We start from the raw sequence: 23,767 nt of genomic DNA on the forward strand, positions 1-23,767 counted from the left end.
CTATTTCTGTGCTATGCTAGCATTATGAACCATCGTTTTGCCCGCACTTCCTTCAGAGAGGTACGTTCATGATGCTGCACACTTTACTTGCCAACTTTGCTTTGCTTACGGCTTTTATTTATTTCGGATATATGATTCGAAGCAGGTTTTTGTCCAAACAACAAAACACGCCGTGGACCCGCATGTTGCTCGGATTGATGCTAGGGTTGTTCGGCGTCGTTCTGATGTATTATAACTTTCCGATAGGAACGCAAACGGTTGCCGATTTCCGGCAGCTGCCTATCCTGATCGCCGTTTACGCGGGAGGAGGGATCAGCGGCGGCATTTCCGCCCTGATTATTGCGGTGTACCGCCTGTTTTTTTTGCATGGGTTTAGTTTCCATTCTATCGTCGGCGCCGTTAATGTGCTGATTACGCTGCTGATAGCTTTGCTTTTTCTCCGCGTCCGAAAGCTTTCGCTAAAAAGGTGGATGCCAGCCTTGCTGTTATCCGCCGCGAATACCATGGTTATTTTTTTGCTGGTGTTAAACATAAATTCATGGGTTGAAATAGTAACATATACGCTTTTATTTATTGTCGCAGGGTTATTTACATATTCCATGCTCCAGCATTTGCGTGAAGCGAACGAGTCCCTGAAAATGATGAGGGAGGCCGCTACCCGCGATTATTTGACCAGCCTGCACAATTCGCGGGCGTTTGAGGCCATGATGGCGCAAAAAATCACCTCCTCCAACCGTAATGGGACTCCCTTCACCCTGTTGTTTGTCGACATTGATTTTTTCAAACAGGTCAACGACAGCTATGGCCATCCGGCGGGTGACGCCATTTTATTGCAATTTGCCGATGTGCTTCGGGATACGTTCCGGCCGGGCGATCATATTTTTCGCAAGGGCGGCGAAGAGTTCGTTATCCTCGTCGACCAGTGCGATGCGGAGCAGATCGAAAAGATCGGCGAACGGCTGCGCCAAAACGTGGCGTCGCATCTATTTCGCCTGCCGGGAGGCGGGGAACTCAAGCTAACGATTTCCGCCGGCAGCGCAACGTACCCGGACGTTCACCAGGAAGAACTGATCAGCAAAGCGGACCAGGCGCTGTACGAGGCGAAAAAAACGGGCCGCAACCGGCTGTGCCGGGCGGTTTCCTAATCATACGGCGCCATTATCGGCATAGTCATGGGGTATTCCCCAATTTACCGCTAGTCCTCATCCCCGTCGTACCCGTTTAACAGATCGGTGCCGTGCATGGCATCCGGATCGGGCCCGACCTGATCGGCCGGGCTGTCCTTCTGGATGGCGTCGGCGTCAGGCACGTCGGGCAGCTCCCCGAACAGCAGATCGGGAATGCTGTCGATATCACTTTGCTCGTCCTCGTCCTCGTCCGCGTTTTCGCTGATGCCCTGAGCCACACGCGTGTCGTGGTGCAGCAGATCATCGTCGGGAATATCGTTTTCCGGGCGGTCCTCAGCTAACAGTCCATATCTTTCATATACAAAATCCGCCGCCGTTTTGTCGTCGGTTGGATTCATGAACAAGTCCCTCCTTTTTAATTCGCGATTATTTTGAAGTTTGCCCCAAAATCCGGTGTTCCTCTCGTTTTCACAGCAACTTTCACTTGAAAAATCTGGAGTCCCTTTACGCTTTGAATAAGAACATATGTTTGGTATACTAGGATTAACAAAATGGAAAAAATGAATGGCAAAAATGAGGATCAACCTAGAAATCGGTGCTTGATAGTTGCCCTTATGTTTTTTGCAGGAGATTAATCAAGGAGGGAAGGGTATGCCCGAAACCCATTATGAACATATCCAGACGAAAACAACGTTAAACCGCGTCAAGGAGGAAGCGATGCCCTTCGCATGGTCGATCAATCCGTACCGCGGCTGCGGCCATGGATGCAGCTTCTGTTATGCCAGGGCGTTCCAGACGTTTCTCGGGAGAAGCGCGGAGGACGAATTCCAATATCATATCTCGGTCAAGGAAAATGCGGCGGAGGCGCTGGAGCGGCAGTTGTCGGCTTTGGCTCGAAAGTTCGCATACGACATTGAGGCCGTTAGCCGGCATGTCGGGCAGGTGGCGATCGGCACGGCCACCGACCCGTATCAGCCCGTCGAAGCCAAGGGGCAGATCACCCGGGAATGCCTGAAAGTGTTGGCCAAATACCGGATTCATACCAGTGTGACGACGCGATCTCCGCTGGTGATGCGGGACCTCGACATTTTGCGCAAAATCCCCGGTGTTTCGGTGAACATCAGCGTCAATACGCTCGATGCCGAGCTGATCCGCAAGCTGGAGCCGGCTTCGCCCCATCCTGGCAAGCGTCTCGCCACCGTGAAGTACTTGGCGGAGCACGGTATTCCCGTCGGCATATTCGCCGCCCCGGTTCTTCCGTTTTTGACCGATTCGGAGGAAGGTTTGGACAACTTGCTCCGGTCGGCTAAGGAGCACGGCGCCGGCTTTGCCATGATTTCATTGCTTAGGCTATCGCCGGACGTGAAAGCCTGGTATTTCCGGACGCTGCAGCAGCATGATCCCCAGCTGTTGCCCCGCTACCGGGCGCTTTATGCCGGAGCTTATGCGGAGCAATGGTACACGGACCGCTTTAAGAAGATAGCACGCGCCCTTTTGGCCAAACACGGTCTAACCGGTACGGAAATGCCCGGGGCTCAGGCTTCAGCCGGCAACGGCACGGAAGCTCCGGCCTGGCGGCCGGGGGCCGTCCCGCAGCCTACCTGCGCCGTATCCGAGCGGGAGACTACCCCGGAGGTGGAGCAGCTTTCTTTTCCGTTTTAAGTCAGCGAAGTTTATAGGTGCTATTATTTTTGTAAGGAGATATTCCTGAGGAAAGAATTTGCTGAAGATAGGTCTTCCGATTGATCAAATAGCGACTGTAACAGGGTTGCCAGTAAATGAACTTGTAAAATTGCTTGATCAATAATTTTCATGCCCTATCCGTTATGAATATTCGGTTAGAGCCTTACCGCAGGCATCGCCTGCGGTTTTTCGCGTTGCAGCGACAACTCCTATAGTTCACGGCATTTATTCCTTGTTCCAAGGTATCCATTAAACGCCGACTGGAGCGAGACTCGCTATCCGGAGGCTTTGCACGATTATCCCGTTTGCTCATGTGACTTGGCTTTCTGAACCAAAGGGATAATCGTGCAAAGTGGTTTGGAGAGACAAACCTCCCATCTCCGTCATCATTTATTTTGTTAAGCACTGATTTTGGTCTTGAGCCCAAAATTTTTCTTTCAGTTTTTTTGTAACTATTCATAGCTAAAACTTCATATAAACGTTAAAATATCTGTGGTGCAAAAAACTTAAAAAATTTTCTCTACATTTCCATATTATTGGAGGTTTTGATAGGGATTGTAGCGAAATGTACAAGGTAGCTTGTTTTATATTAAGTGCAGAGGTGCTGTAATGAAGTTTTGGATTAAGGGTGTAGCTGTTTTTTTCGTGCTGCTTGTGGTGGTTTTTAGTGGTTTTCTATTTAAAGGTTCAAATGGCCTGGGATCGGACGTTACCCAAATCGATCACTGGCAAATCACCTGGACGGACCGTTTAGATCCGCAGCCGAGCAAGGCACAGCTTGAGGCGTTGGATGGCTGGATCGATGTGAAGGCGGGTGAAGAGATCCCAATAAAGCCAAACGCGGGGATGTCTCAGTGGACCAAAATCCAACTTCCTGAGCTGACCGGTAATTCCCAGGTTATTTTAATTGATAAAATATACGCTAAGCACATTGTAGTTAATATAGATGGAGTCCCAGTTTACGAATCGCAGCGAAAATTCAACTATAGCATCAACAGCGTCATGGTCCCGATCACTCCGGAAAATTCCTATCAAACGGTTTATATTGGAGTCTCGTCTGTGAACAACAAAATTGGTATTTTCGATTCTATTAAACTCGGCCATCATCAGGTATTAATAAAAGACTTTGTCAGAAGCAACATGATGGATTTAATACTGGGCAGCACGCTGATATTTATCGCCGCAATTATGCTCTTTTGTTCTGTTTTTTTGAAATATGTAAACATGCCGATGTGGTTTTCCCTATGTGCTATTATTTTTTCTAGCGGATTGCTCGTACTCACGTACTCATCGTTTGTATATTGGTTGTTCGACTATGATATAGCAGGCAGGTTGCTTGTGGCGTTATTTGATCTGTCGTTGTTTATCCTGCTTCCTTCGCTTACCTTTTTCTTTGAAAAAATATTCGGCCCCGGGTACTATGCTCTGATTCGGCGGTCGCGAAAATTCCTGGTTGCTTACTCTATGGTTTGCTTACTAGTGCTGATTATCAATGAGCTGTCGGCCAATCATTTTTACATGTTCTACTCGGTGATTACCGTTAAAATCATGGGGTATATCATAATTGCCCAGTTTCTTATTTTGGCCAGCAACTTGACGATCAATGTCGTCAAGGGGAATAAAGATGCGGTCATTTTATTGACAGGGTTTTTAATTTTCGCCTCGCTCTGTGCCAGTGAACTGCTATGGTATTACTATAATGCCGGGTATTATAAATTATTTTTATGGAAGTTGGGAGTCGTCTGCTTCCTGATGTCGTTGATTATTATTTTGGGCAGAAGATTTGCCGAAAATCATGAGCAGGTGGTGGAGTACTCGAAGCAGTTGGAGATGTTCAACAATGAACTGCAGCGTTCGGAGAAAATGGAGATCATTAGCGAACTGGCAGCTTCCGTAGCCCATGAGGTTCGCAACCCGCTGCAAGTTACTCGCGGTTTTCTACAGTTGCTGGCCGAGAAGCAGCAAAACTCCGATAAAGTTTACTTAAACATGGCTTTGGAGGAATTGGACCGGGCGTCGGGGATTATTACGGACTTCTTGACCTTTGCCAAGCCTGAAGCCGGAAAGGTAACAGCCCTTAATGTGCTTGATGAATTTATTCATATCGAAGGAATATTAATTCCGCTCGCCAATCTTCAGGGAGGCAAAATCTCCGTTCATATTCCCAAAAACCTCTATGTCCAGGGAAACTCATCAAAATTCAAACAGGCGTTCATCAATATTATAAAAAATAGTATAGAAGCGCTTAATGGCGAAGGCGAGATTTTGATTTGGGGTTATGAAGAAGAGGATAGCATCATGATTCATATTAAGGACAATGGGGAAGGGATGGACAAAGAGGTGCTGGCCCGGCTAGGAGAACCTTATTTCTCCAATAAAACCAAAGGCACCGGGTTGGGGCTGATGGTTACATTCCGGATTATAGAAATAATGAACGGTGAAATTCATTTTACCAGCGAAAAAGGGGCAGGGACGGAAGTCGTTATCCGGTTTCCTTCCGTAAATCAGGAGGAACACTTTACAGGATAAGCATTTTCGGTCCCTACCCGTTCGGCTCCGTCACCATTAACCGACTGCCGGTGTTGAAGCTAGCTTATTATTGGAGTTATTAGTCCCAAATTCCAAGCGGTTTAATCTCGCCTTTCACCACATTCGCCGGATTGGGCGGCAGCACCATGTAAAATTCGTCAGAGCTTTCTTCGACGGTTTTAATCTTGATATGATCCGGGAGAATAACGCCGAGCGCTTCCTGAATAGCGGATTTCGGGTCGGCGAGCAGCTTCGCCTTAAAGCTGGGGTCTTGCCATGCTTTCTCAATAACTTGCGATTGAAGGAGAGCTCCTGTTGTCATAAGATCACCCTTTCCTAAAAAAATAGGTTAATATTTCCTCATTACTATACCATGGAACTCGACAAAGTGCTAGGTAAGTGTCTTGTTTTTCGACAGCCAATACTCCAATCCGCCACGAATCAACAAATTTCGCTGCTCCCGGAGATCTTGCGCTCCTTGCTTAAGGCTTTGCCGGAGATGTTCGTGAAACTCCCGCAAATGCGCAAGATCGCGAGCGGAGGCGGCCAGGGCGGAGGCGTTACGATCCGTCCGTTCCGCATAGGTGAACAGAATGTCCCGCACGTACAGCGCCTCTCTGATCTCTTCCGGTGTTGGCCGGCGGTCTTGCGGGATTTGCAGCTCCTGCTGAACGGAAGAAATCAGGCAATTGTAGCTGCCTTCCCTTAAATCCTTTTCCCAATCCTCCCAATCGTCCAGCATTTGCAGCGTGACCAACACCGTGTCCACCGCCGTTTCATAAGCGGGAATCCGCGTTTCCCGTCCGCCCAGCAGCAGCGCCCCCGCTACGGACAGTTTGACCGGGGCGGCCTTGTGAGCCACCCGTACTGGATCCTCCTGAAAAAAATCGCTCCCGTTCTCAAACGCGACCGCTTCCGCCCACTCCGCCGCGTATTTGCGGTAATAACCCCAGAATGGAGAAGCGGCCGGAAAATAGCCGCCGTAAAGTTGCAAAAATTCGAATTGAAACAAATTTGCCAGCGGCAGCTTGCGTTTATCCTTGTCCTCCGGATCGTCCATCACTTCGTCGATCAAATGGTAATACATCATGACGAAAATCATCGCCACGGTAAAGCGCCGGCTGTCCTCCGGTTTGGTGCCGGCGGCCTCCTGCAGCCAAAACGGCAGCAGGTAGCATATGTAATTTTGGGAACCGCCCCTTTTTATTGCGTGAAACCTGTCAAGGTAGGCAACAGCTTGTCCCCGGAAGGCTTCAGGCATTCCCGACAAAATCTCTTCCGCGTCGCTGAAAGCCATCTCCAGCTCTTTTTCAAAACTAGTAAACCAGATCAAGGATACGACCTCCCCATAAATAGGAAATATATAAACATTATATAATGGCAGGCCGTGTTTGTTCCAATTCGCCAGAGACAGCGTCTGTCCCCAGCGGAACCAAAAAAAGAGACCGTATGCCTGCGCATGCGGTCTTCAAACTTCATTGAATTTTTTCCGGTTCGGGATATTCCTTCCCAAGTGTGTCCACCGTGACTTTTTTCATCACTGGAGGATTGCTCGGCTTGTCCGGCGTATCGCGCGGCAGGCTCACGATTTCATTCACAACGTCCATTCCCTCGGTGACTTTGCCGAAGGCGGCATAGTCGCCGTCAAGGTGTGGGGCATCCGCAACCATGATGAAAAACTGGGAGCCGGCTGAATCAGGATTATCTCCTAGACGCGCCATAGATAGCACACCGGTTGTATGCTTAAGATTGTTCTCTACGCCGTTTGTTTTGAATTCGCCCTTAATGCTGTAGCCTGGACCGCCGGTACCAATGCCGTCCGGGTCGCCGCCCTGGATCATGAAGTCCGGAATGACGCGATGGAAGGTGGTTCCGTCATAAAATCCGCTTTTCACTAGCGAAATAAAGTTGTTCACGGTATTCGGAGCCACCTCCGGGTACAGCTCAAGCTTGATCTTCTTGCCGCTGTCCATTTCGATGGTTACGACGGGATGCGAGGCGGCTCCGCTCGTATCCACATTTCCGGTGCCGGAAGCCGGCGAAGAATCCTGTTCGGCGCCGGTGGCGGTCTGACCGCATCCGGCCGCCGCGATTAGAAGCAGAGCAAACAAGCTCAGCAGCAGCGGACGCTGCATCATTTTTTTTATCATAACTATGACCTCCGGTTCGATTTAAGCTGAGAATTTTACATGTCCTTTTTCTATTATAACATTTGATGAATTCCGATTAAAATCAGCAGCAATCCGGAAATAACGGTGGCACGGGTGCCGAATTTCTCCGCTGCGTACTTTTGGCTTAATCCGGCACATAAAGAGAGCAGCACGAAACTGAAAACGCCGACGGACAGCGAGGTGTACCATATGTTGAGTTGGGTAATTCCGGCGTTAAATCCGCCCGCCAGCGCATTCATGGCCAAGGCGATGCCCAGCAGGACCGATTCCCCCAGGCTGAGCGATTTCGAGCTATCCTTGTCGGCTTCTTCAGGATAACGCAGCAGCCGGGTCAGCGGGTTCGCTTCGCCGGACGGCGGCAACGGTTTTTTTTCTATGTACGGTTGCAGCAGCACCCATACTCCGACCCCAACGATGACGACCGTGCCGATCAATTGCCCCACCCAAGGGTGAATCCACGAGGAAATCCAGCTTCCGAACAACCCCGACACCAGAGTGGCCAAAAAAGAGATAAGAGCAATAGTCAAATTGGAATACCAAGGTATGCGGATTTTCCGGACTCCATAAGCGATGCCGACACCCGCATTATCCAGGTTGGAGGCAATACCGATGGCGATGACAGCGAGCAGACCGTTTAAACTCATGATGTTCGCTCCTTTGCGTTACGTGATGACACAGCATATGCCCAGAAGCGGTTTTTGGTTTCTTATAGAGGTAGTTCAAAAAAAGTCATCTTCTTGATCGCGAATAAAACGGTTTCCTTTGGGTGTCAGAAAGTAGTATAATTACCACAAAGATAACCCTTAGGAGTGATAAATGTGCTTGAAAATTTGTTGCGTCCGTCTCATCTGCTGCTTTTGGTGATTGCGGCGCTTCTGTTGTTTGGTCCCAGCAAACTACCGGAACTTGGGCGCAGCTTTGGCACGATGTTGAAGGAGTTTAAGCGGGGCGCGCGCGGAGATGTGGTGGAGGAAGAGAAGCCCCAAGCTCAAGAGATTCAGGCCACCTCGGGGGAGACGAACAAAACTTCATAATAGCGATAAATGGGCAAGGCACCTTCCGGTGCCTTTTTTTGTTGCTAAAGAAGGTGTGGGAAATATTGACTTTCATTTTAGGCAAGTGTATAACATGATTATAGGCAATTGTCTAAAAAGGAGCTGGATAGCGAATGAGTCGCTTCAAAAAACTGCCTGACACCGAGTTTGAAATCATGAAGGTCGCTTGGGCCAATGAACCGCCGATCACGACAAGCATGGTTATGGAACAACTGGGCAACGAACGCGAGTGGAAAGCGCCTACCGTCATTTCCCTGATGATGCGACTGGTGGAAAAAGGGTTCCTAAGAACGGAGAAAAACGGCAAGGAACGCACCTATTTTCCGCTTATAGCCAAGGAGGATTATCTGAAATTTGAAACGGGAAAGTTTATGAAGCTTTATCACGAAAATTCCGTTCTTAGCTTTGTAAATGCGCTGTATGACGGAAAACGGCTCAGTGCCCGCGATATTGAAGAATTGCTAAACTGGGCAAGAAAACGGGGGAAGTAAGATGCGGGAATTTCTAAGTGCATTGATCGAATGCTCCATTTCCATGACCGTCCTTATATTTGGCTTTACGGCCGTCACCCCGTGGCTGTCGAGAAGATATGCCGCAAAATGGATTTATTATGCTTGGGCGGTCATTGTGGCCGGGCTTATTTTTCCGCTCAGGCTCCACACCGATGCGGCTTTAATTCCGCTGAATATCATTCCCCCCGCCGAGATTCGCCAAGTCATGCCGGAATATGGAGATACGGCGGGCACCTCAGCTTTTATCCCGGCCGGCAAAGAGAGCTCGGGATTAACGACGGTGAGTTCCTGGGAGCAAGCAGCGGGTGGCTTATGGCTGGCTGGAGCCGCTATATTCGCCGCTTATCATGGCCTGAAACATTATCGTTTTCTCAAGCTGGTCAAACGGTGGAGGCAACCCGCAGATCCGCAAATGTATGAAATATTGTTGAACATTAAAAGCGATATCGGCATCACCAGACAGGTCGGATTGCAAATAGTCCCCTGTGTTGCCAGTCCGATGATCATCGGTTTCGTAAACCCGACTTTATTACTGCCCGCACAGCATTTCTCCGCCGATGAATTGCCGTATATCCTCAAGCATGAGCTCATCCATTTTAAACGAAAAGATATTTGGTATAAAAGCCTGGTATTTATTGCGGCGGCGATGCACTGGTTTAACCCCGCGGTGTATCTGATGGCCAAGTCGATTGCCAAGCAATGCGAGATTTCCTGCGATGCGGAGGTGGTGAAAGGGGCGGGTTATGCCGCAAGGCAGCAATACAGTGAGACGATCCTTCGGGTAATCAGGAATCAATCCAAGCTGCAAACGATGTTTTCCACCAATTTTTACGGAGGATTAGAAGAGATGAAACAGCGAATATTCGTCATCATGGATATTGCCAAGAAAAAGAACGGTATCGCCATCCTTAGTCTTATCCTCTTAGGAACAATAGGCTCGGGTATAGCCTTTCCGGCTAATCAAGAAGCGGCCGCCGGCGCGTATGCTGAAGAAGCTGTTACATCGGCCCGGGAGCAAGCGGACACGGCGAACTGGTTGGACAGCGAAGAGACCGCGCAGAGTTATGCCGTATATGAAAAGTACGGTTTAACTTATGATGAAAAAATGAACCGTTTTTACTACGACGGCAAATTAGTCCGTTCTTTTGCGGATGAACTGGACGGGAACGGGACTTACCGTTTTTTCACCTTTCCCAACGGTGCTATCGATTTAGAGGCTGAGCGAAATGCCGACAATGAACTGATCGGCCTATCGCCTGTCAGCCGGGAAAAATACGATAAGGCAAATAAAAATTAAGATCTTGCCGGAGGCGGTAAAATTGTTCAAGGGGAAATACGCATGGGGCATATTGATCATCTTTGCGCTGCTTCTTGAAGGATGCGCGGGCAGTCCGCAAGCGGCTCCCGATAAACCGAAATCGTTGAAAGTGATGTACTATAGCGAGGAATATTTTAATCAACAATATGGCGACGTGTTTAGAACGAAATATCCTGATATCGAAATTGAAGTTTTGGATTATAGCCATATAGATTACGCTTCCGAAGATGATATGGACAAAGCGGAAATCGAATTTATAAAGCGGGAGCAGCCGGATGTTCTATTGTTGGAGGCGGAGCAATATGAGCGGTATATCGAAGAAGGACTGCTCATGGAATTGGACTCGTTTATTCATAAAGACAATTATAATTTGCAAAGTATCTATCCCGCGATCATCGAATTGCTGCAAGAGAAAGGGAAGGGAACCATTTATGGACTAAGCCCCCGATTTTACGAAACGGCCGTTTTTTACAATAAAACCTTGTTTGAAAAATACGGAATAACGCCCCCACAGGATAAAATGACTTGGGCGGAACTGATTGAGCTGGCGAAGCGGTTTCCGCGGTACGATAGCCATGGGGGAAGATTATACGGATTTGGCTTGAAGGATGGCCTGTCCGTCGACATTTTGGCTGATCGTATCGCTTTAACACAAGGACTCCGCGTTGTTGACCCTAAAAATATGAAAGTAACGATAAATTCGCCCGCTTGGCGGGAAGTTTTTCAGCTTGCCCTGGACGCTTGCACCTCTGAAAACGTTTATATACCGCCGGATGAGCAGACAGATCGCGGCTATCGTGATTATTTAATGAACGATCCGTTTATAAACGGTTCTATGGCGATGACGGTGGATGATTTACTTTTGCTCCAGGATATTGAAAAGGCGCAGGGCAGAAATCGGGACCATGCCGCATTTTCATTAGGAACAGCAGCCGGGCCGGTAGATTCGCTTTCACGCGATCTATCCAATGATATACAGCTTAAAGAGATATGGTCCATTAGAAACGGATCGGCTAATGCGGAAACGGCATGGGAGTTTATCAATACGTGAACAGCGACGATTACGCGAGAGTCAAGGGCATGTCTCTGGATGGCAATATTTTGTCCAGAATGGGCCATTATGGGGAGCTTGGAATTGACCTTAACAGTTTTTATTCACTAAGACCCAATATTGCAAACCATAGTTTGGAAGAGAATATTCCGCGGGAATTTTATTCATTGTTCGAAGAACTGTTGCAAAGAGAACTGCAAAGGGTTATGGAAAAGCAAGTTTCTTTGGACGAGGCGATCAAACAAATTCAGACAGAGGGGCAATTTATATTGAACGACGCCTTGAAGTGAAAATAAACAGGCGGCCGGCTTCCGAACGCAAATTTCGGAGACCGGCCGCCTGTTTTTGTCCGCGCGCCATTAGATTTGAAGCAGCAGCAATATAATCGAGGACAGTCCAAGGCAGGTGCTGACCAAATAAAGCACCATGACCGCCTGCTTCTGACTGAGGCCGGCGCGGAGCAGCCGGTAATGGACCTGGCTGGCGTCGGCCTGATACGGTGATTTGCCCTGCAGCATCCGTTTGATGACGACGAACAGATTGTCGAAGATCGGTACGCCGAGCGCCAGAACCGGGATAAACAGAGACAGCACCGTCGCTTGCTTAAATGCGCCGTCCAGCGCGATCACGGCCAGCATAAAGCCGAGAAAAGTCGCTCCGGCGTCGCCCATAAACACTTTGGCCGGAGGTTTGTTATAGCGCAAATAAGCGAGCGTAACCCCGATCAACGTGATCGACAGCATGGCGGAATTCGTTTGTCCTTTCGTCACGGCCACCACAAACAATGTAACGGCCGATATGGCCGACAACCCCCCGGCCAGCCCATCGAGCCCGTCCGAGAAATTGATCACCGTCGTTACGCCGAAAATCCACAAAATCGTCAGGATAAACTGCAGCCATTCGGGAAGAAAAACATAATGGCCGCTCAGCGGATTCACGAACCCGTTGAATTGAATGCCCGCAAAATAGACCAGCACGGCAGCCGATACTTGCACGATCAGCTTTGGCAGCGCCGGAAAATCACGGCCTTTCGTTTTGTACCAGTCATCGACGGTGCCGATCGCGAGCAGCAGCAGGCCTCCGCCAAATAACGCCCCGGTTTCCCAGGAGAAATCCCGCGTGAACAGCAGGTACGAAACAAAAAAACCGGTAAAGATCGCGTAGCTCGCCGTCAGCGGGATCGGCTGCCGGTGGATTTTCCGCTCGTTGTCGGCGCGGGGCTTGTCCACAAAATCGAGACGAAAGGCCAGCTTGCCCAGCGGCGGAATGAGAAAATAAACGATCAAAAACGATAGCAAAAAGGAAAGTACGTATAAAATCTTGCTCACCACCAGATGAATAGACTGATTTGCATTTACTCCCCATATTATAAAAAGAATCTTAAAACTTGTCGAATACATGCTACAATAGCAGCATACAGTACACAAGCGAAAGATGAACTGAGGCCTGGATCTGTGGTACATTATAGAAAAAGGCAAGAACCGTACGGAGGGATAATAACAATGCAAGACGATTACTCGCGTAAACTTGAAGACCAGAAAGGTCTGTTCAAACAGCTTGGCATCAAGCTGGATGCGCTCTCCATTCACGAAAAGGAATTTGACGTCAAAATGCGCGGTTACGAAAAGGAGGACGTGGATCGTTTCCTTGACGAGATCATCGTCGACTATGAGCGCTTTTACGATATTATCACCGATTTACTGGACAAATATAAGGAAATTCAGCGCCGCCAGGCCTATTGGGAAGAAGAGAAAAAGGCGTTTGCCGCCCGCAAGCCGCAGCTTGAGCTGGAAAACGCCGTGGACCGCCGCCTCGTCGAAGACGGAATCCGCCAGTTGGAGCGCAGTCTGGAACAATTAAAATTACAGGTTCGCAAGGATAAATAAATAGGAAACAGGGAAAAGTGTGTGAACATTCGAAGGACCGACGCGGAAGGCGCCGGTTTTTTTGCATATTGGCATCCGTTTAGGCGAAGAATAGTCGTCAGTCCCGAAAATAAACAGTCCTGTTCAATCTTCACGGGATATTCATGTTTCCAAGACTTGCATCTTTGGACGTCAAGTGGTAATATATAAACAAGATTTAGATTTAGTCTAAATTTAAGATTTTAAAAAGGCACAAGGCAAAGCGAAAAGGGCATTAAAATTTTTGAACATAGGAGGAAATTAAAATGGCAAATCAAACGATGACTCAAGTTGACCAACAGCTGCAAAAACAATTGAACCTGCAAATCGCAAACTGGACTCTGATGTACACGAAGCTGCACAATTTCCACTGGTTTGTAAAAGGCTCGAATTTCTTTACGCTCCATGAAAAATTCGAATCCTTGTACGATGAAGCCGCCGGATACATCGACGATATCGCGGAGCGCCTGCTCGCCATCGGCGGAACTCCGGTCGCCACGCTGCGCGAATCGCTGTCGATCGCCACTTTGAAGGAAGCGAGCGGCAAAGAGACGGCCGACGAAATGGTAGCCGCCATCATCGCTGACTTCGAGACGCTGTCCAGCGATCTGAAAGATGCTATGGAAACGGCCGCTCAAGTCGAAGACGAAGCGACCGGCGATTTGCTGCTCGGCGTGCTTTCCGCCCTGGACAAACATCGTTGGATGCTGAACGCTTACCTGGGCAAATAAGCTGATGGATTAAACACCGCCGCAAACGAAAGACCTGCCTTGGCAGCCGAGCTGCTGCCAGGCAGGTCTTTTTGCTTTGCTTAAACGACTTTGAAGCGGTCGATGAGCCCGTGAAGCTTCTCCGACAAGGAAGACAGGAGGCTGGCCAAAGCATCGATTTCTTGCATCGCGGCTAGCTGTTCCTCAGAAGCGGCGGACATGCTTTGTGCGTTCTCCGCGGTTTCGCTTGCGAATTTGACAATGTCCTCAAGCGAATGAACCAGCCTTTGCGAACTGTCGGAGAGCGTCTGCACGTTTCCGCTGACATCGGCTATAGCCTGGGCGGTAAATTCCGCCGAATTGCCGATATCGGCAAGCGAACGCCCGGCACTGCGGACCAGCTCCGCGCCGCGCTTAACTTCCAGGACGGTCTCGTCCATCGTCCGGCCGGTTGCTTCGATTTGCTTCACGATATGTTCGATCAGCGCGGCGATTTGCCGGGCGGAGTCCGCCGACCGCTCCGCAAGCTTGCGGACGGAGGCGGCCACGACGGCAAAACCGCTGCCGTGTTCCCCGGCCCGGGCCGCTTCGATCGAAGCGTTTAACGCGAGCAGGTTGGTTTCGGCGGCAATTTCGGCGATGATGTCCAGAATGCTTCGAACCTCTTTGGAATCATCCCCAAGCCCCTGAATCAGCGCGGAGAGCTGCACGATTTTGAGCTCCATCGTTGCCATTTGCTCGCTGCCGAGGCGGATCGATTCCCCGCCTTGCCGCGATGCCTCGGACGACTGCAGCGCCGCCTGCGTTACGTTTTCGGCCCGGCTTGCGATTCTAGCGATCGTACCGGACATCTCGCGCAGCGCCTCGGAATTTGCCTCTAAATTGCGGAGCTGCGTCTCCGCGCCTTCCGCCAGCTTTTGCGTAATATGCACGGTTTGCTCCCCCGCCCGTCCTGTCTGTTCGGCGCTGGCCGAAAGCTGCTGCGATGAGGAGGCCACCTGCATGGACGTATCGTTCACCTCGCTAATCAGCCGCCGCAAGCTGACGATCATTTCCCCGAAACCTCTCGTCAGCTTTCCTACTTCATCCCGGCTGCTCAGCCGCAGCGGCTCCACGGTCAAATCGCCTTGCGCCACGCGGTCAACTTGCCCTGACAAAGTTTCCAGCGGACGGATCATGCGGTGGATGAAAAAGTAAATGAACGCCACGGCGGCCAAAAATACGGCCCCGCCGACGGCGAACGGCAGTGCGATGATATCCCAGGTGCGCTCCCCGATAATGGAGGCATCGAAGTTAATGACCATCAAGCCGATGATCTCCTGGTTCGGATCGTGGTTTCTGTATATCGGTCCGTAACCGCTGAGCAGCTTGGCCCCATCGTAGTCATAAACCTTCGTGTAAACGGAATGTTTCATCGTCATAATCATATCCCGGTCCTGCGGACTGAAGTAGAACGAATCCCCTGCCCGGTACCCGCGTTTTTGCAAATTTTCGTCAGCGGCGAGGATTTGGCCGTCCAGGGACATGAGGAACACTTCTTTGAACAGCGGCTTATGAGCCACCGTCCAGTTCAGGCGCTCCTCCAGCTCCGCCAGGCCGGCCCGGTCCCCTTGGGCCAGAGCTTCGATATCCTTCGGGTCGACGAGGCCGGTCGTAATGTTGGCGCAGCCGACGGTTTCGATGCCAACGGACTGTTCGACCTGGGCGTACGTCATCCGATAACCGAAAAAACCGAGTAAAAGCCCGACGATGACGAGCAGTCCGATTAAGACGGATGTTATTTTTTGTGCGAATCCCATGGTTTCTCCCCTTTCTTTTTTGCGGAATGATGTCTGAATATGTAGAATGGTCTAAGACACATTATAATGAGAAAATATTTACGACAAATAAACAACATCACTAAAAATAAATAATTGGGAAAAAAATCACAAGGGGTGACATGACATGACAGAAACCGGGGAGAAATGGCGTTTGTTCGTGGCGGTCCCCATTCCGGCCGAGGTGAAGCGGAAGCTGGACGACTGGTGCCGCCAGCGGCGGGACCGGCTGCCGTTCCGCAAATGGGTGCACGCGGAGGATTATCATATTACGGTGCAATTTTTGGGAGACATGCCGCCCGAGCGGCTGGGGGAGCTGGAAGCCTCCCTCAGGAAAGCGGTCCTTGGCGTGGCCCCCTTTTCGCTGGAAGCCGGCGGCTGCGGCACCTTTGGCCGCCCGGCCAGCCCAAGCGTGCTGTGGGCGGGGGTAAAAGGGGACCTGCCGGCGCTGGACCGGCTGCACCGCCAGGTGACCGAGGCCAACCGGGAGCTGGGTTTTGTTCCCGAAGAGCGGCACTACAGTCCGCATATTACGCTGGCCCGCAAATACCGTGAAGACGCGGCGGCGATCAATGCGGAGGTGCTGAAGGAGGATGCCGCATTCGGTTCCTGGACGGCGGACCGTCTGGTGGTCTACCGAACGCATATGCATGAGCGGCCCATGTACGAGACGGTGGCGACCGTCAGCTTCAGCCAATAAAAAAGGCCCTGACGGGCCTGGCGGTTTTGCCGGTTAACTTTGGACTGCGGCATTTTTTCCCTCGCTCTGCTAGTTGGCCCGCTGCTCGGCAAGGCTTTCGGCGGGGAGATGGGCCCTGGCGGACAAACTGTCCGCCGCTTCCAGCAGATCCAGCACGCTTGCGGCGCATTGGTCCGGCTGGTAAGGCGAGGAGAGGGCGGTCCGCTTGTGCTGCGTTGGAACGGGGGTGGAGATTCCCTTGCTGCCGCGGATAAAGGCCAGCCAATCGTCCAAAATGTCCAGTGAAGTCAATTCGGAGCCATAGCCGCGGCTGACGAAAAACTCGCGGTTTTTCTCCTCCTGCCCCGGAATCGAATCGAAAAACAGCATCGGAATGCCTTTGGCCAGGCCTTCGGTGCAGGTCATGCCGCCGGCCTTTGTGATCAAAAGATCGGCGGCGTCCATCCATTTGCTCACCTCGCGGGTGAAGCCGAGAACTTTCATGTGGGGATGCTGAAGGGCCGGGTGGCTGCGCAGCTTTTGGGCCAGCTTGTCGTTGCTCCCCATGCAGCACACGAACTGAACTTTATCCAGCCAGCCCGCTATTCCGGCGATCAGATCCTCGTCAAACAACAGCCCCCATCCGCCGCCCATCACAAGCACGGTAGGCATATTTTTCAGCCCCAGCTCGGCTCTGGCCTGCACGGGGTTCTGCTTAGCCCAGAAATCCGGATGGACGGGGATGCCGGTCGCCTGGATTTTGGCCGGGCATACGCCGCGGCTCTGCAGCAGCTCCTTCACCTCGTGCGCGGAGACGAGAAACCGGTCCACGCCGGGGCTGATCCAGGAACCGTGAGCGTCGTAATCGGTAATGATCGTACATAACGGGATATCGATCCCGGACGCCTTCAGCCGCGAAACGATGGCGGCCGGAATCGGATGCGTACAAACGATAAGATCGGGATCCAATTGATCGATCACATCCGCGGCATGCTGGTAAAACATTTTATGAAGCGCCAGGCGCGTCAGCTTGCTCACGGGTTTTTCATAATTTTTGCGGTAAAGCTTGCCGACCAGAGCCGGACTCGTGCTTACGGTCATCCGGTAAGCGGATATAATCCACGGAGCTACCGTCGGATGCAAAAACGACCCGAGCTCCATCACCTTCGTCTGGATATCCGGAGCGAGCTTTCTAAGCCCGGCGGCCAGAGCGTGTCCGGCCTGGGTGTGGCCGCTTCCGAATCCTTCCGATAAGATCAGCACTCTTTTTTTACGCATGTCGTTCACCTGCTCCAAAGTTTAATCCGGATTCTCTTTTCCTCATGGCTATTTTATTTCTTTTTCGCATCGGTTTAAAGAGGCTCGGGACGGGTACGGAGCTGGACCTTGGACGGGGGGCTTTCGCGGGCGGGGGATCCGGGGATGCCCCAAAAAAGATGATAAAATGCCTTGCGGTCGGTGCTTAATAGTGATAGAGTGAAAATTGACTTAATGACCAAAAATGATTTTTAGTCTGATTTTTAAGGATTTATTTCTTAAGTATAACATGTACTTTGTACAAGGAGGTGTCCCTCATGGCGCTGGTGGACCGCCGCAAGCAGGTCGTCGAAGCCGCGGAAAAATCGTTTTCGCTGTTCGGGTATAAAGCGACGACGATGGACCATGTGGCCAAAATCGCGAATGTGGCTAAGGGAACGATTTATACCTTTTTTAAGAACAAGGAAGAACTGTTTGACGAAATCCTGCGCTCCGTGATTGTCGATATGCGCCGGATCGTCGAGCATGAGGTGGACGAGAACAAGGGTTTTTTCGATAATTTGCACCGGGTGATGGATGCGATATTGGAGTACCGGAGCGAACACGAACTGCTCATCAAGCTGTCGCAGGAAGTGCGGGAAATCGGCACGCCCAAGGCCCGCGAAGGTCTGGAACAGGTCGAAAACAACATTTTGGATTATCTGGAGCGGCAGATCGCCCGCTCGGTGGAGCGGAAAGAGATCCGCGATTTCGATCCCAAGCTCGTTTCGTTCGTGGTGTTCAAGTTGTATATCACCCTTACGTCGGATTGGAACAAAGCGCATAAACCGCTCAGCAAAGACCAGATCAAAAATTTCATCCGCGACTTTTTGGCAAGCGGGCTATCGCCGGTAAAGTAAGACAGGCAAACCCGCTATACCGCCGATCGCCATCCGTTCCTGGGACATCACCGGGGGCGGTTTTTTTTTGGCTGATTTTCACACCGGAAGAATATCCTGCATACGTAAGAACGCTTTCGCGGAAAGCAGCGGATGAATTCCCTGAAAAATATAATCAATAGTGCAAAAGAAATAGAATATAGTGCAAAAACAGACGTGACATTTTCCGTTAGAATAAAAGAAAGATTGTTCCGGGCTTATCCGGCCAAGGGAAGGTTATCATGCTCATAAAATGTTTCGTTAATTATCGCTTATTTTAACTATAGAAAGGTTGCGTCAGATGATGAAACACACCGTTACACCAGTCAAGCAGGGACTGTATGATCCCGCTTTTGAAAAAGACGCTTGCGGCATGGGGTTTGTCGCTCATATCAAAGGCCAGGCCTCCCATGATATCGTCAGCAAGGCTTTGACGATGCTGGCGAATATGGAGCACCGGGGTGGTCAGGGCAGCGAACCGAATTCGGGGGACGGCGCAGGTATTTTACTGCAAATCCCGCATCGTTTTTTTGCCGCGGAAGCGCAAAGCCTCGGATTCGCTTTGCCTGAGCCGGGTCATTATGGCGTCGGCATGCTGTTTTTGCCGCATGACGAGGACCTCCGCAGCAAGCAGGAGGCGCTGCTGACGCAAATCGTTGAGGAGGAAGGCCAGAAGCTGATCGGCTTCCGCACCGTGCCTACCCGGGACGACATGCTCGGCAAATCGGCCAAAGCGGCTAAGCCGTTCGTTCGCCAGATCTTTATCGGGCGCGCCGAAGGGGTGCGGGATGAGCTGGCCTTCGAACGCAAGCTTTACGTGATCCGCCGCCGGGCCGAATTGGCGATCCGGTACAGCGGGGCGGAAGGCGGGGACGCTTTTTACGTATCCAGCCTTTCCTGCCGTAAAGTGGTCTACAAAGGGATGCTGACGACGGAACAGGTCGGCCAGTTTTACCTGGATTTGCGCGACGAGCGCCTGGAATCGGCGATCGCGATGATCCACTCCCGGTTCAGCACGAATACGTTTCCGAGCTGGGAGCGGGCGCATCCGTACCGCTTCATGATCCACAACGGCGAGATCAACACCCTGCGCGGCAACGTGAACTGGATGCATGCCCGCCAGTCGATGCTCGAAACCGATGCCTTCGGCGATGATCTGGAGAAGGTCAAACCGATCATCAATCCGGACGGCTCCGATACGGCGATGTTCGACAACACGTTTGAATTTCTGTGTCTGAGCGGCCGTTCCCTGCCGCATGTGGCGATGATGATGGTTCCTGAACCGTGGGTTGGGCTGGGCGATATGGATGACGATAAAAAAGCGTTTTATGAGTATCACAGCTCGCTGATGGAGCCTTGGGACGGACCGGCGGCGATGGGCTTTACCGACGGCATCCAGATCGGCGCGATTCTTGACCGGAACGGTCTGCGCCCGTCGCGTTACTATGTGACGAAAAACGATTTGATCGTGTTGTCGTCGGAGGTCGGGGTGCTCGATATTCCGGCAGAGGACGTGCTTTATAAAGACCGGCTGCGTCCGGGGCGGATGCTGCTGGTGGACACGCGGGAAGGGCGGATCATTTCCGACGAGGAAGTGAAATCGGCGATCGCGAAAGAGCACCCGTACCGCGAATGGCTGAGCGAGCATTTGATCACGCTTGAGGACCTGCCGGAGGCGCTGGAGCTTCCCGCGGAAAGCCATGAGGATATCGCCCTGCGTCAAATGGCGTTCGGCTATTCGTACGAAGATTTGCGGAAAGTATTCGAGCCGATGGCTTTGACCGGGGCGGAAAACGTCGCTTCGATGGGATACGATGCGCCGCTGGCCGTGCTGTCGGATCAGCCGCAGCGGTTGTACAACTACTTCAAGCAGATGTTTGCGCAGGTAACCAACCCGCCGATCGACGCGATCCGCGAAGAATTGGTTACGTCGACGGTAACAACGATTGGGCCGGAGCGCAATTTGCTGAAGCCGGAGCCGGAAAGCTGCCGGCAAATCCGCCTCGATTCGCCGATTTTGTCCAACGAGGACTTTGCCAAGCTGCGCCATGTGCATCGTCCGGGATTCAAGGCGATTACGATTCCGATCCTGTTCCCGGCCGCTGAAGGGGCCGAAGGGCTGCGCAAGGCGCTTGATACGCTGTGCGAGGCGGCGGACCGCGTTATTGCCAAAGGGCATAACATCCTGATTTTGTCCGACCGCGACGTGGACGCGGAGAATGCGGCGATTCCCGCGCTGCTGGCCGTCTCCTGCCTGCATCACCACTTGATCCGCGAGGAGACGCGGACGAAGGTGAGCATCCTGCTGGAGTCCGGGGAGCCGCGCGAGGTTCATCATTTTGCGCTGCTGCTCGGCTACGGGGTCAGCGCCGTGAACCCTTATCTCGCGTTTGAAACGCTGAAGGATATGATCGGCCAAGGCATGCTGAAAGACGTGTCGTACGAAAAAGCGGTATACAACTTCATTAAGGCCGCGACCAAAGGCGTGGTCAAAACGTTGTCCAAAATGGGCATCTCGACGATTCAATCCTACCGCGGGGCGCAAATTTTCGAAGCGGTCGGTTTGGAGGCGTCGTTTGTCGACCGGTACTTTACGTGGACGCCTTCCCGGATCGGCGGGATCGGGCTGAGCGAGGTGGCCAAGGAAACGCTCCACCATCACTTCCGGGCGTTTACCGACAAGGACGGCAAAGACAAGGTGCTGGATTCCATCGGGGAATACCAGTGGCGCGACGGCGGGGAAGAACACTTGTTCAACCCGCAGACGGTGCATCTGCTTCAACAGTCGGTGCGTACGGGCGACTATAAGGTATATAAGAAGTTTGCCGAACTGGTTCAAGGGGAGAATGAAAAGTATCTCACGCTGCGTTCCCTGCTGGAGCTGAAGCCGGTAGGACCGAAGGTGCCGCTGGAGGAAGTCGAATCCGCGGCATCGATCATGCGCCGGTTCAAGACGGGCGCGATGTCCTTCGGTTCGATCAGCAAAGAGGCGCACGAGACGATCGCGATCGCGATGAACCGCATCGGCGGCAAGAGCAACACCGGCGAAGGCGGCGAGGACCCGGCGCGTTACGTGCCGGACGCCAACGGCGATTTGCGCCGCAGCGCGATCAAGCAGGTGGCCTCGGGCCGGTTTGGCGTCACTTCGCATTATTTGGTTAATGCGGACGAAATCCAAATCAAGATGGCCCAGGGGGCAAAACCGGGCGAAGGCGGACAGCTGCCGGGCCGCAAGGTGTATCCGTGGGTTGCGGAGGTGCGCGGATCAACGCCTGGCGTAGGCCTGATCTCGCCGCCGCCGCACCATGACATCTATTCGATCGAGGATTTGGCGGAGCTGATTTACGACCTGAAGAACGCCAACCCGCAGGCCCGCATCAACGTCAAACTGGTGTCCGAAGCCGGCGTCGGCACGATCGCGGCCGGGGTGGCCAAAGGCCGGGCGGACGTGATCCTGGTCAGCGGCTATGACGGAGGAACAGGGGCTTCGCCGCAAAGCTCGATCCGCCATGCGGGTCTGCCTTGGGAACTGGGCCTCGCCGAAACCCATCAAACGCTGATGCTGAACAATCTGCGCGACCGCGTCGTGCTGGAAACCGACGGCAAGATGCTGACCGGACGCGACCTGGCCGTCGCCGCCCTGCTGGGTGCCGAGGAGTACGGCTTCTCGACGGCGCCGCTTGTGGCGGTCGGCTGCATTATGATGCGCGTCTGCCAGCTCGACACCTGCCCGGTTGGGGTGGCGACGCAAAATCCGGAGCTGCGGAAGAACTTCACCGGCGATCCGCAGCACGTGGTGAACCTGATGAAGTTTGTCGCCGAAGATCTGCGCGAATGGATGGCCGAGCTTGGCTTCCGCACGCTGGACGAAATGATCGGCCGCACCGATTGCCTGGACACCGTCAAGGCGGTGGGGCATTGGAAGAAGAAAGGCGTAGACCTGAACGCGCTGCTGCATATGCCGGAGTTGCCTGAAGGCGGCAGCCGTTACTGCACGAAGCGGCAGAACCACGGGATCGAAGAGACGCTGGATGTGACGAAGCTGCTTGAAATCGCCGCGCCGGCGCTCGAACGCGGGGAAGCGGTCAGCGCGCACCTGCCGATCTGCAACGTCAACCGGGCGACCGGGACGGTGCTGGGCAGCGAGGTAACCCGCCGCTACGGAGCCGAAGGGCTGCCGGAGGACACGATCACGCTGCACTTTGAAGGTTCGGCGGGCCAAAGCCTCGGCGCTTTCACTCCGAAAGGCATGACGCTAACCGTGGAAGGCGACGCCAACGACTACACCGGCAAAGGATTGTCCGGCGGCAAAGTGATCGTGAAGCCTTCGCCGCGGGCGACGTTCGTGCCTGAGGAGAACATCATCATCGGCAACACTTCGTTCTATGGCGCCACGAGCGGCGAAGCGTACATTCGCGGCATCGCCGGCGAACGGTTCGCGGTCCGCAACTCCGGCGCGAATGTCGTCGTCGAAGGCGTGGGCGACCACGGCTGCGAGTACATGACCGGCGGGCGCGTCGTCGTCCTGGGCGGAACGGGCCGCAACTTTGCGGCCGGGATGTCCGGCGGGATCGCATACGTGCTCGACGAGAGCGGCGACTTCGCCGGCCGCTGCAACCTGGAGATGGTGCTGCTCGAAGCGGTCGAGGATGCGGCCGAAGCGGATCAGCTCCGCACGATGATCAGCCGGCATGTCCTGTACACGGACAGCGCGGTGGGGCGCCGGGTGCTCGATAATTGGAACGAATACCTGCCGAAGTTCGTTCGCGTCATCCCGAAAGACTACAAACGGATGCTGGAGCAAATCCGCAAAGTGGAGAACGAAGGCCTCAAAGGCGAAGCCGCGCTGCTCGCCGCCTTCGAAGCCAACACGCGCGAACTGGCCAGAACCGGCAAGGGCTGACGGATAACGAGGCATATCGGGAGCGAATATACGAGTTATAAACCGGAAAAGCCGGAGGACCTGAGTTGATCTCAGGCCTCCGGTTTTTTTCATAGGTGCGTGTTTAATCAAGTCGGGTTTTAGCACCGAAACGT

Annotated in this window: 21 protein-coding genes; 13 read left to right on the plus strand and 8 right to left on the minus strand. The window is 52.5% G+C overall.

What is annotated here, in order from left to right:
• The first annotated feature begins 68 nt into the window (after positions 1-68).
• Positions 69-1,145, plus strand: coding sequence for a GGDEF domain-containing protein (locus EHV15_RS15735; RefSeq protein WP_128632032.1), 1,077 nt, complete (start codon positions 69-71; stop codon positions 1,143-1,145).
• Positions 1,146-1,195: 50 nt separating this feature from the next.
• Here the strand turns inward: EHV15_RS15735 and EHV15_RS15740 are convergent, their stop codons facing one another.
• Entirely contained in the window at positions 1,196-1,525 is a 330-nt protein-coding gene (locus EHV15_RS15740) for a hypothetical protein (RefSeq protein WP_128632033.1), read from the minus strand.
• A 253-nt stretch (positions 1,526-1,778) separates the two neighbouring features.
• On the opposite strand from EHV15_RS15740, the gene EHV15_RS15745 reads away from it, so the two are divergent.
• Together EHV15_RS15745 and EHV15_RS15750 are read left to right on the plus strand one after the other, a co-directional pair.
• Positions 1,779-2,789 carry an SPL family radical SAM protein gene (locus tag EHV15_RS15745; RefSeq protein WP_128632034.1) on the plus strand — a complete coding sequence of 337 codons (1,011 nt, stop codon included), beginning with the start codon at positions 1,779-1,781 and terminating at the stop codon, positions 2,787-2,789.
• A gap of 600 nt (positions 2,790-3,389) precedes the next feature.
• A complete protein-coding gene (locus tag EHV15_RS15750) occupies positions 3,390-5,339 on the plus strand; it encodes a sensor histidine kinase (protein ID WP_246061611.1) in 1,950 nt (649 codons plus the stop codon).
• Positions 5,340-5,418: 79 nt separating this feature from the next.
• Here EHV15_RS15750 and EHV15_RS15755 read toward each other — a convergent pair whose 3' ends face one another.
• The 4 genes from EHV15_RS15755 to ytaF form a co-directional block, all read right to left on the minus strand.
• Positions 5,419-5,661, minus strand: a complete 243-nt coding sequence (locus EHV15_RS15755; protein WP_128632035.1) for an NHLP leader peptide family RiPP precursor — start codon at positions 5,659-5,661, stop codon at positions 5,419-5,421.
• Between the two features lie 69 nt (positions 5,662-5,730).
• Entirely contained in the window at positions 5,731-6,672 is a 942-nt protein-coding gene (locus EHV15_RS15760; RefSeq protein WP_128632036.1) for a hypothetical protein, read from the minus strand.
• A gap of 142 nt (positions 6,673-6,814) precedes the next feature.
• Positions 6,815-7,489, minus strand: a complete 675-nt coding sequence (locus EHV15_RS15765) for a peptidylprolyl isomerase (RefSeq protein ID WP_128632037.1) — start codon at positions 7,487-7,489, stop codon at positions 6,815-6,817.
• 53 nt (positions 7,490-7,542) lie between these two features.
• Positions 7,543-8,154, minus strand: coding sequence for a sporulation membrane protein YtaF (ytaF, locus tag EHV15_RS15770; protein WP_128632038.1), 612 nt, complete (start codon positions 8,152-8,154; stop codon positions 7,543-7,545).
• A 174-nt stretch (positions 8,155-8,328) separates the two neighbouring features.
• On the opposite strand from ytaF, the gene EHV15_RS15775 reads away from it, so the two are divergent.
• From EHV15_RS15775 to EHV15_RS15795, 5 genes are all read left to right on the plus strand, one after another.
• Positions 8,329-8,544: a twin-arginine translocase TatA/TatE family subunit gene (locus EHV15_RS15775; protein WP_128632039.1), complete on the plus strand. Its 216-nt coding sequence runs from the start codon at positions 8,329-8,331 to the stop codon at positions 8,542-8,544.
• A 134-nt stretch (positions 8,545-8,678) separates the two neighbouring features.
• Complete coding sequence (locus EHV15_RS15780) at positions 8,679-9,056, plus strand: BlaI/MecI/CopY family transcriptional regulator (RefSeq protein WP_128632040.1); 378 nt, start codon at positions 8,679-8,681, stop codon at positions 9,054-9,056.
• Position 9,057: 1 nt separating this feature from the next.
• Positions 9,058-10,374 carry a M56 family metallopeptidase gene (locus tag EHV15_RS15785; RefSeq protein WP_128632041.1) on the plus strand — a complete coding sequence of 439 codons (1,317 nt, stop codon included), beginning with the start codon at positions 9,058-9,060 and terminating at the stop codon, positions 10,372-10,374.
• Positions 10,375-10,396: 22 nt separating this feature from the next.
• Entirely contained in the window at positions 10,397-11,446 is a 1,050-nt protein-coding gene (locus EHV15_RS15790) for an ABC transporter substrate-binding protein (RefSeq protein WP_128632042.1), read from the plus strand.
• Positions 11,443-11,736 (plus strand): hypothetical protein, encoded by a 294-nt coding sequence (locus EHV15_RS15795; protein ID WP_128632043.1) that lies wholly within the window; start codon positions 11,443-11,445, stop codon positions 11,734-11,736. The genes EHV15_RS15790 and EHV15_RS15795 overlap by 4 nt, the downstream gene beginning before the upstream one ends.
• Before the next feature lie 69 nt (positions 11,737-11,805).
• Here EHV15_RS15795 and EHV15_RS15800 read toward each other — a convergent pair whose 3' ends face one another.
• Positions 11,806-12,765 carry an MraY family glycosyltransferase gene (locus tag EHV15_RS15800; protein WP_425464475.1) on the minus strand — a complete coding sequence of 320 codons (960 nt, stop codon included), beginning with the start codon at positions 12,763-12,765 and terminating at the stop codon, positions 11,806-11,808.
• 183 nt (positions 12,766-12,948) lie between these two features.
• Between EHV15_RS15800 and EHV15_RS15805 the strand changes: the two genes are divergently transcribed.
• Together EHV15_RS15805 and EHV15_RS15810 are read left to right on the plus strand one after the other, a co-directional pair.
• Complete coding sequence (locus EHV15_RS15805) at positions 12,949-13,332, plus strand: DivIVA domain-containing protein (protein ID WP_128632045.1); 384 nt, start codon at positions 12,949-12,951, stop codon at positions 13,330-13,332.
• A gap of 284 nt (positions 13,333-13,616) precedes the next feature.
• A complete protein-coding gene (locus EHV15_RS15810; protein WP_128632046.1) occupies positions 13,617-14,081 on the plus strand; it encodes a Dps family protein in 465 nt (154 codons plus the stop codon).
• An 80-nt stretch (positions 14,082-14,161) separates the two neighbouring features.
• Here EHV15_RS15810 and EHV15_RS15815 read toward each other — a convergent pair whose 3' ends face one another.
• The gene (locus EHV15_RS15815; RefSeq protein ID WP_128632047.1) at positions 14,162-15,859 is read right to left on the minus strand and encodes a methyl-accepting chemotaxis protein; all 1,698 of its coding nucleotides are present in this window, start codon (positions 15,857-15,859) and stop codon (positions 14,162-14,164) included.
• A gap of 145 nt (positions 15,860-16,004) precedes the next feature.
• Between EHV15_RS15815 and thpR the strand changes: the two genes are divergently transcribed.
• Positions 16,005-16,577 carry an RNA 2',3'-cyclic phosphodiesterase gene (gene thpR, locus EHV15_RS15820; protein ID WP_128632048.1) on the plus strand — a complete coding sequence of 191 codons (573 nt, stop codon included), beginning with the start codon at positions 16,005-16,007 and terminating at the stop codon, positions 16,575-16,577.
• Between the two features lie 69 nt (positions 16,578-16,646).
• Here thpR and EHV15_RS15825 read toward each other — a convergent pair whose 3' ends face one another.
• Positions 16,647-17,834 carry an MGDG synthase family glycosyltransferase gene (locus EHV15_RS15825; RefSeq protein WP_128632049.1) on the minus strand — a complete coding sequence of 396 codons (1,188 nt, stop codon included), beginning with the start codon at positions 17,832-17,834 and terminating at the stop codon, positions 16,647-16,649.
• 296 nt (positions 17,835-18,130) lie between these two features.
• On the opposite strand from EHV15_RS15825, the gene EHV15_RS15830 reads away from it, so the two are divergent.
• Together EHV15_RS15830 and gltB are read left to right on the plus strand one after the other, a co-directional pair.
• Positions 18,131-18,712, plus strand: a complete 582-nt coding sequence (locus EHV15_RS15830; RefSeq protein ID WP_128632050.1) for a TetR/AcrR family transcriptional regulator — start codon at positions 18,131-18,133, stop codon at positions 18,710-18,712.
• A 322-nt stretch (positions 18,713-19,034) separates the two neighbouring features.
• Positions 19,035-23,633: a glutamate synthase large subunit gene (gene gltB, locus EHV15_RS15835; RefSeq protein ID WP_128635377.1), complete on the plus strand. Its 4,599-nt coding sequence runs from the start codon at positions 19,035-19,037 to the stop codon at positions 23,631-23,633.
• The last annotated feature ends 134 nt before the right edge of the window (positions 23,634-23,767 follow it).

The sequence above is a fragment of the Paenibacillus oralis genome, from assembly GCF_003863965.1.
In the GTDB taxonomy this organism is placed as follows: Bacteria; Bacillota; Bacilli; order Paenibacillales; family Paenibacillaceae; genus Fontibacillus; species Fontibacillus oralis.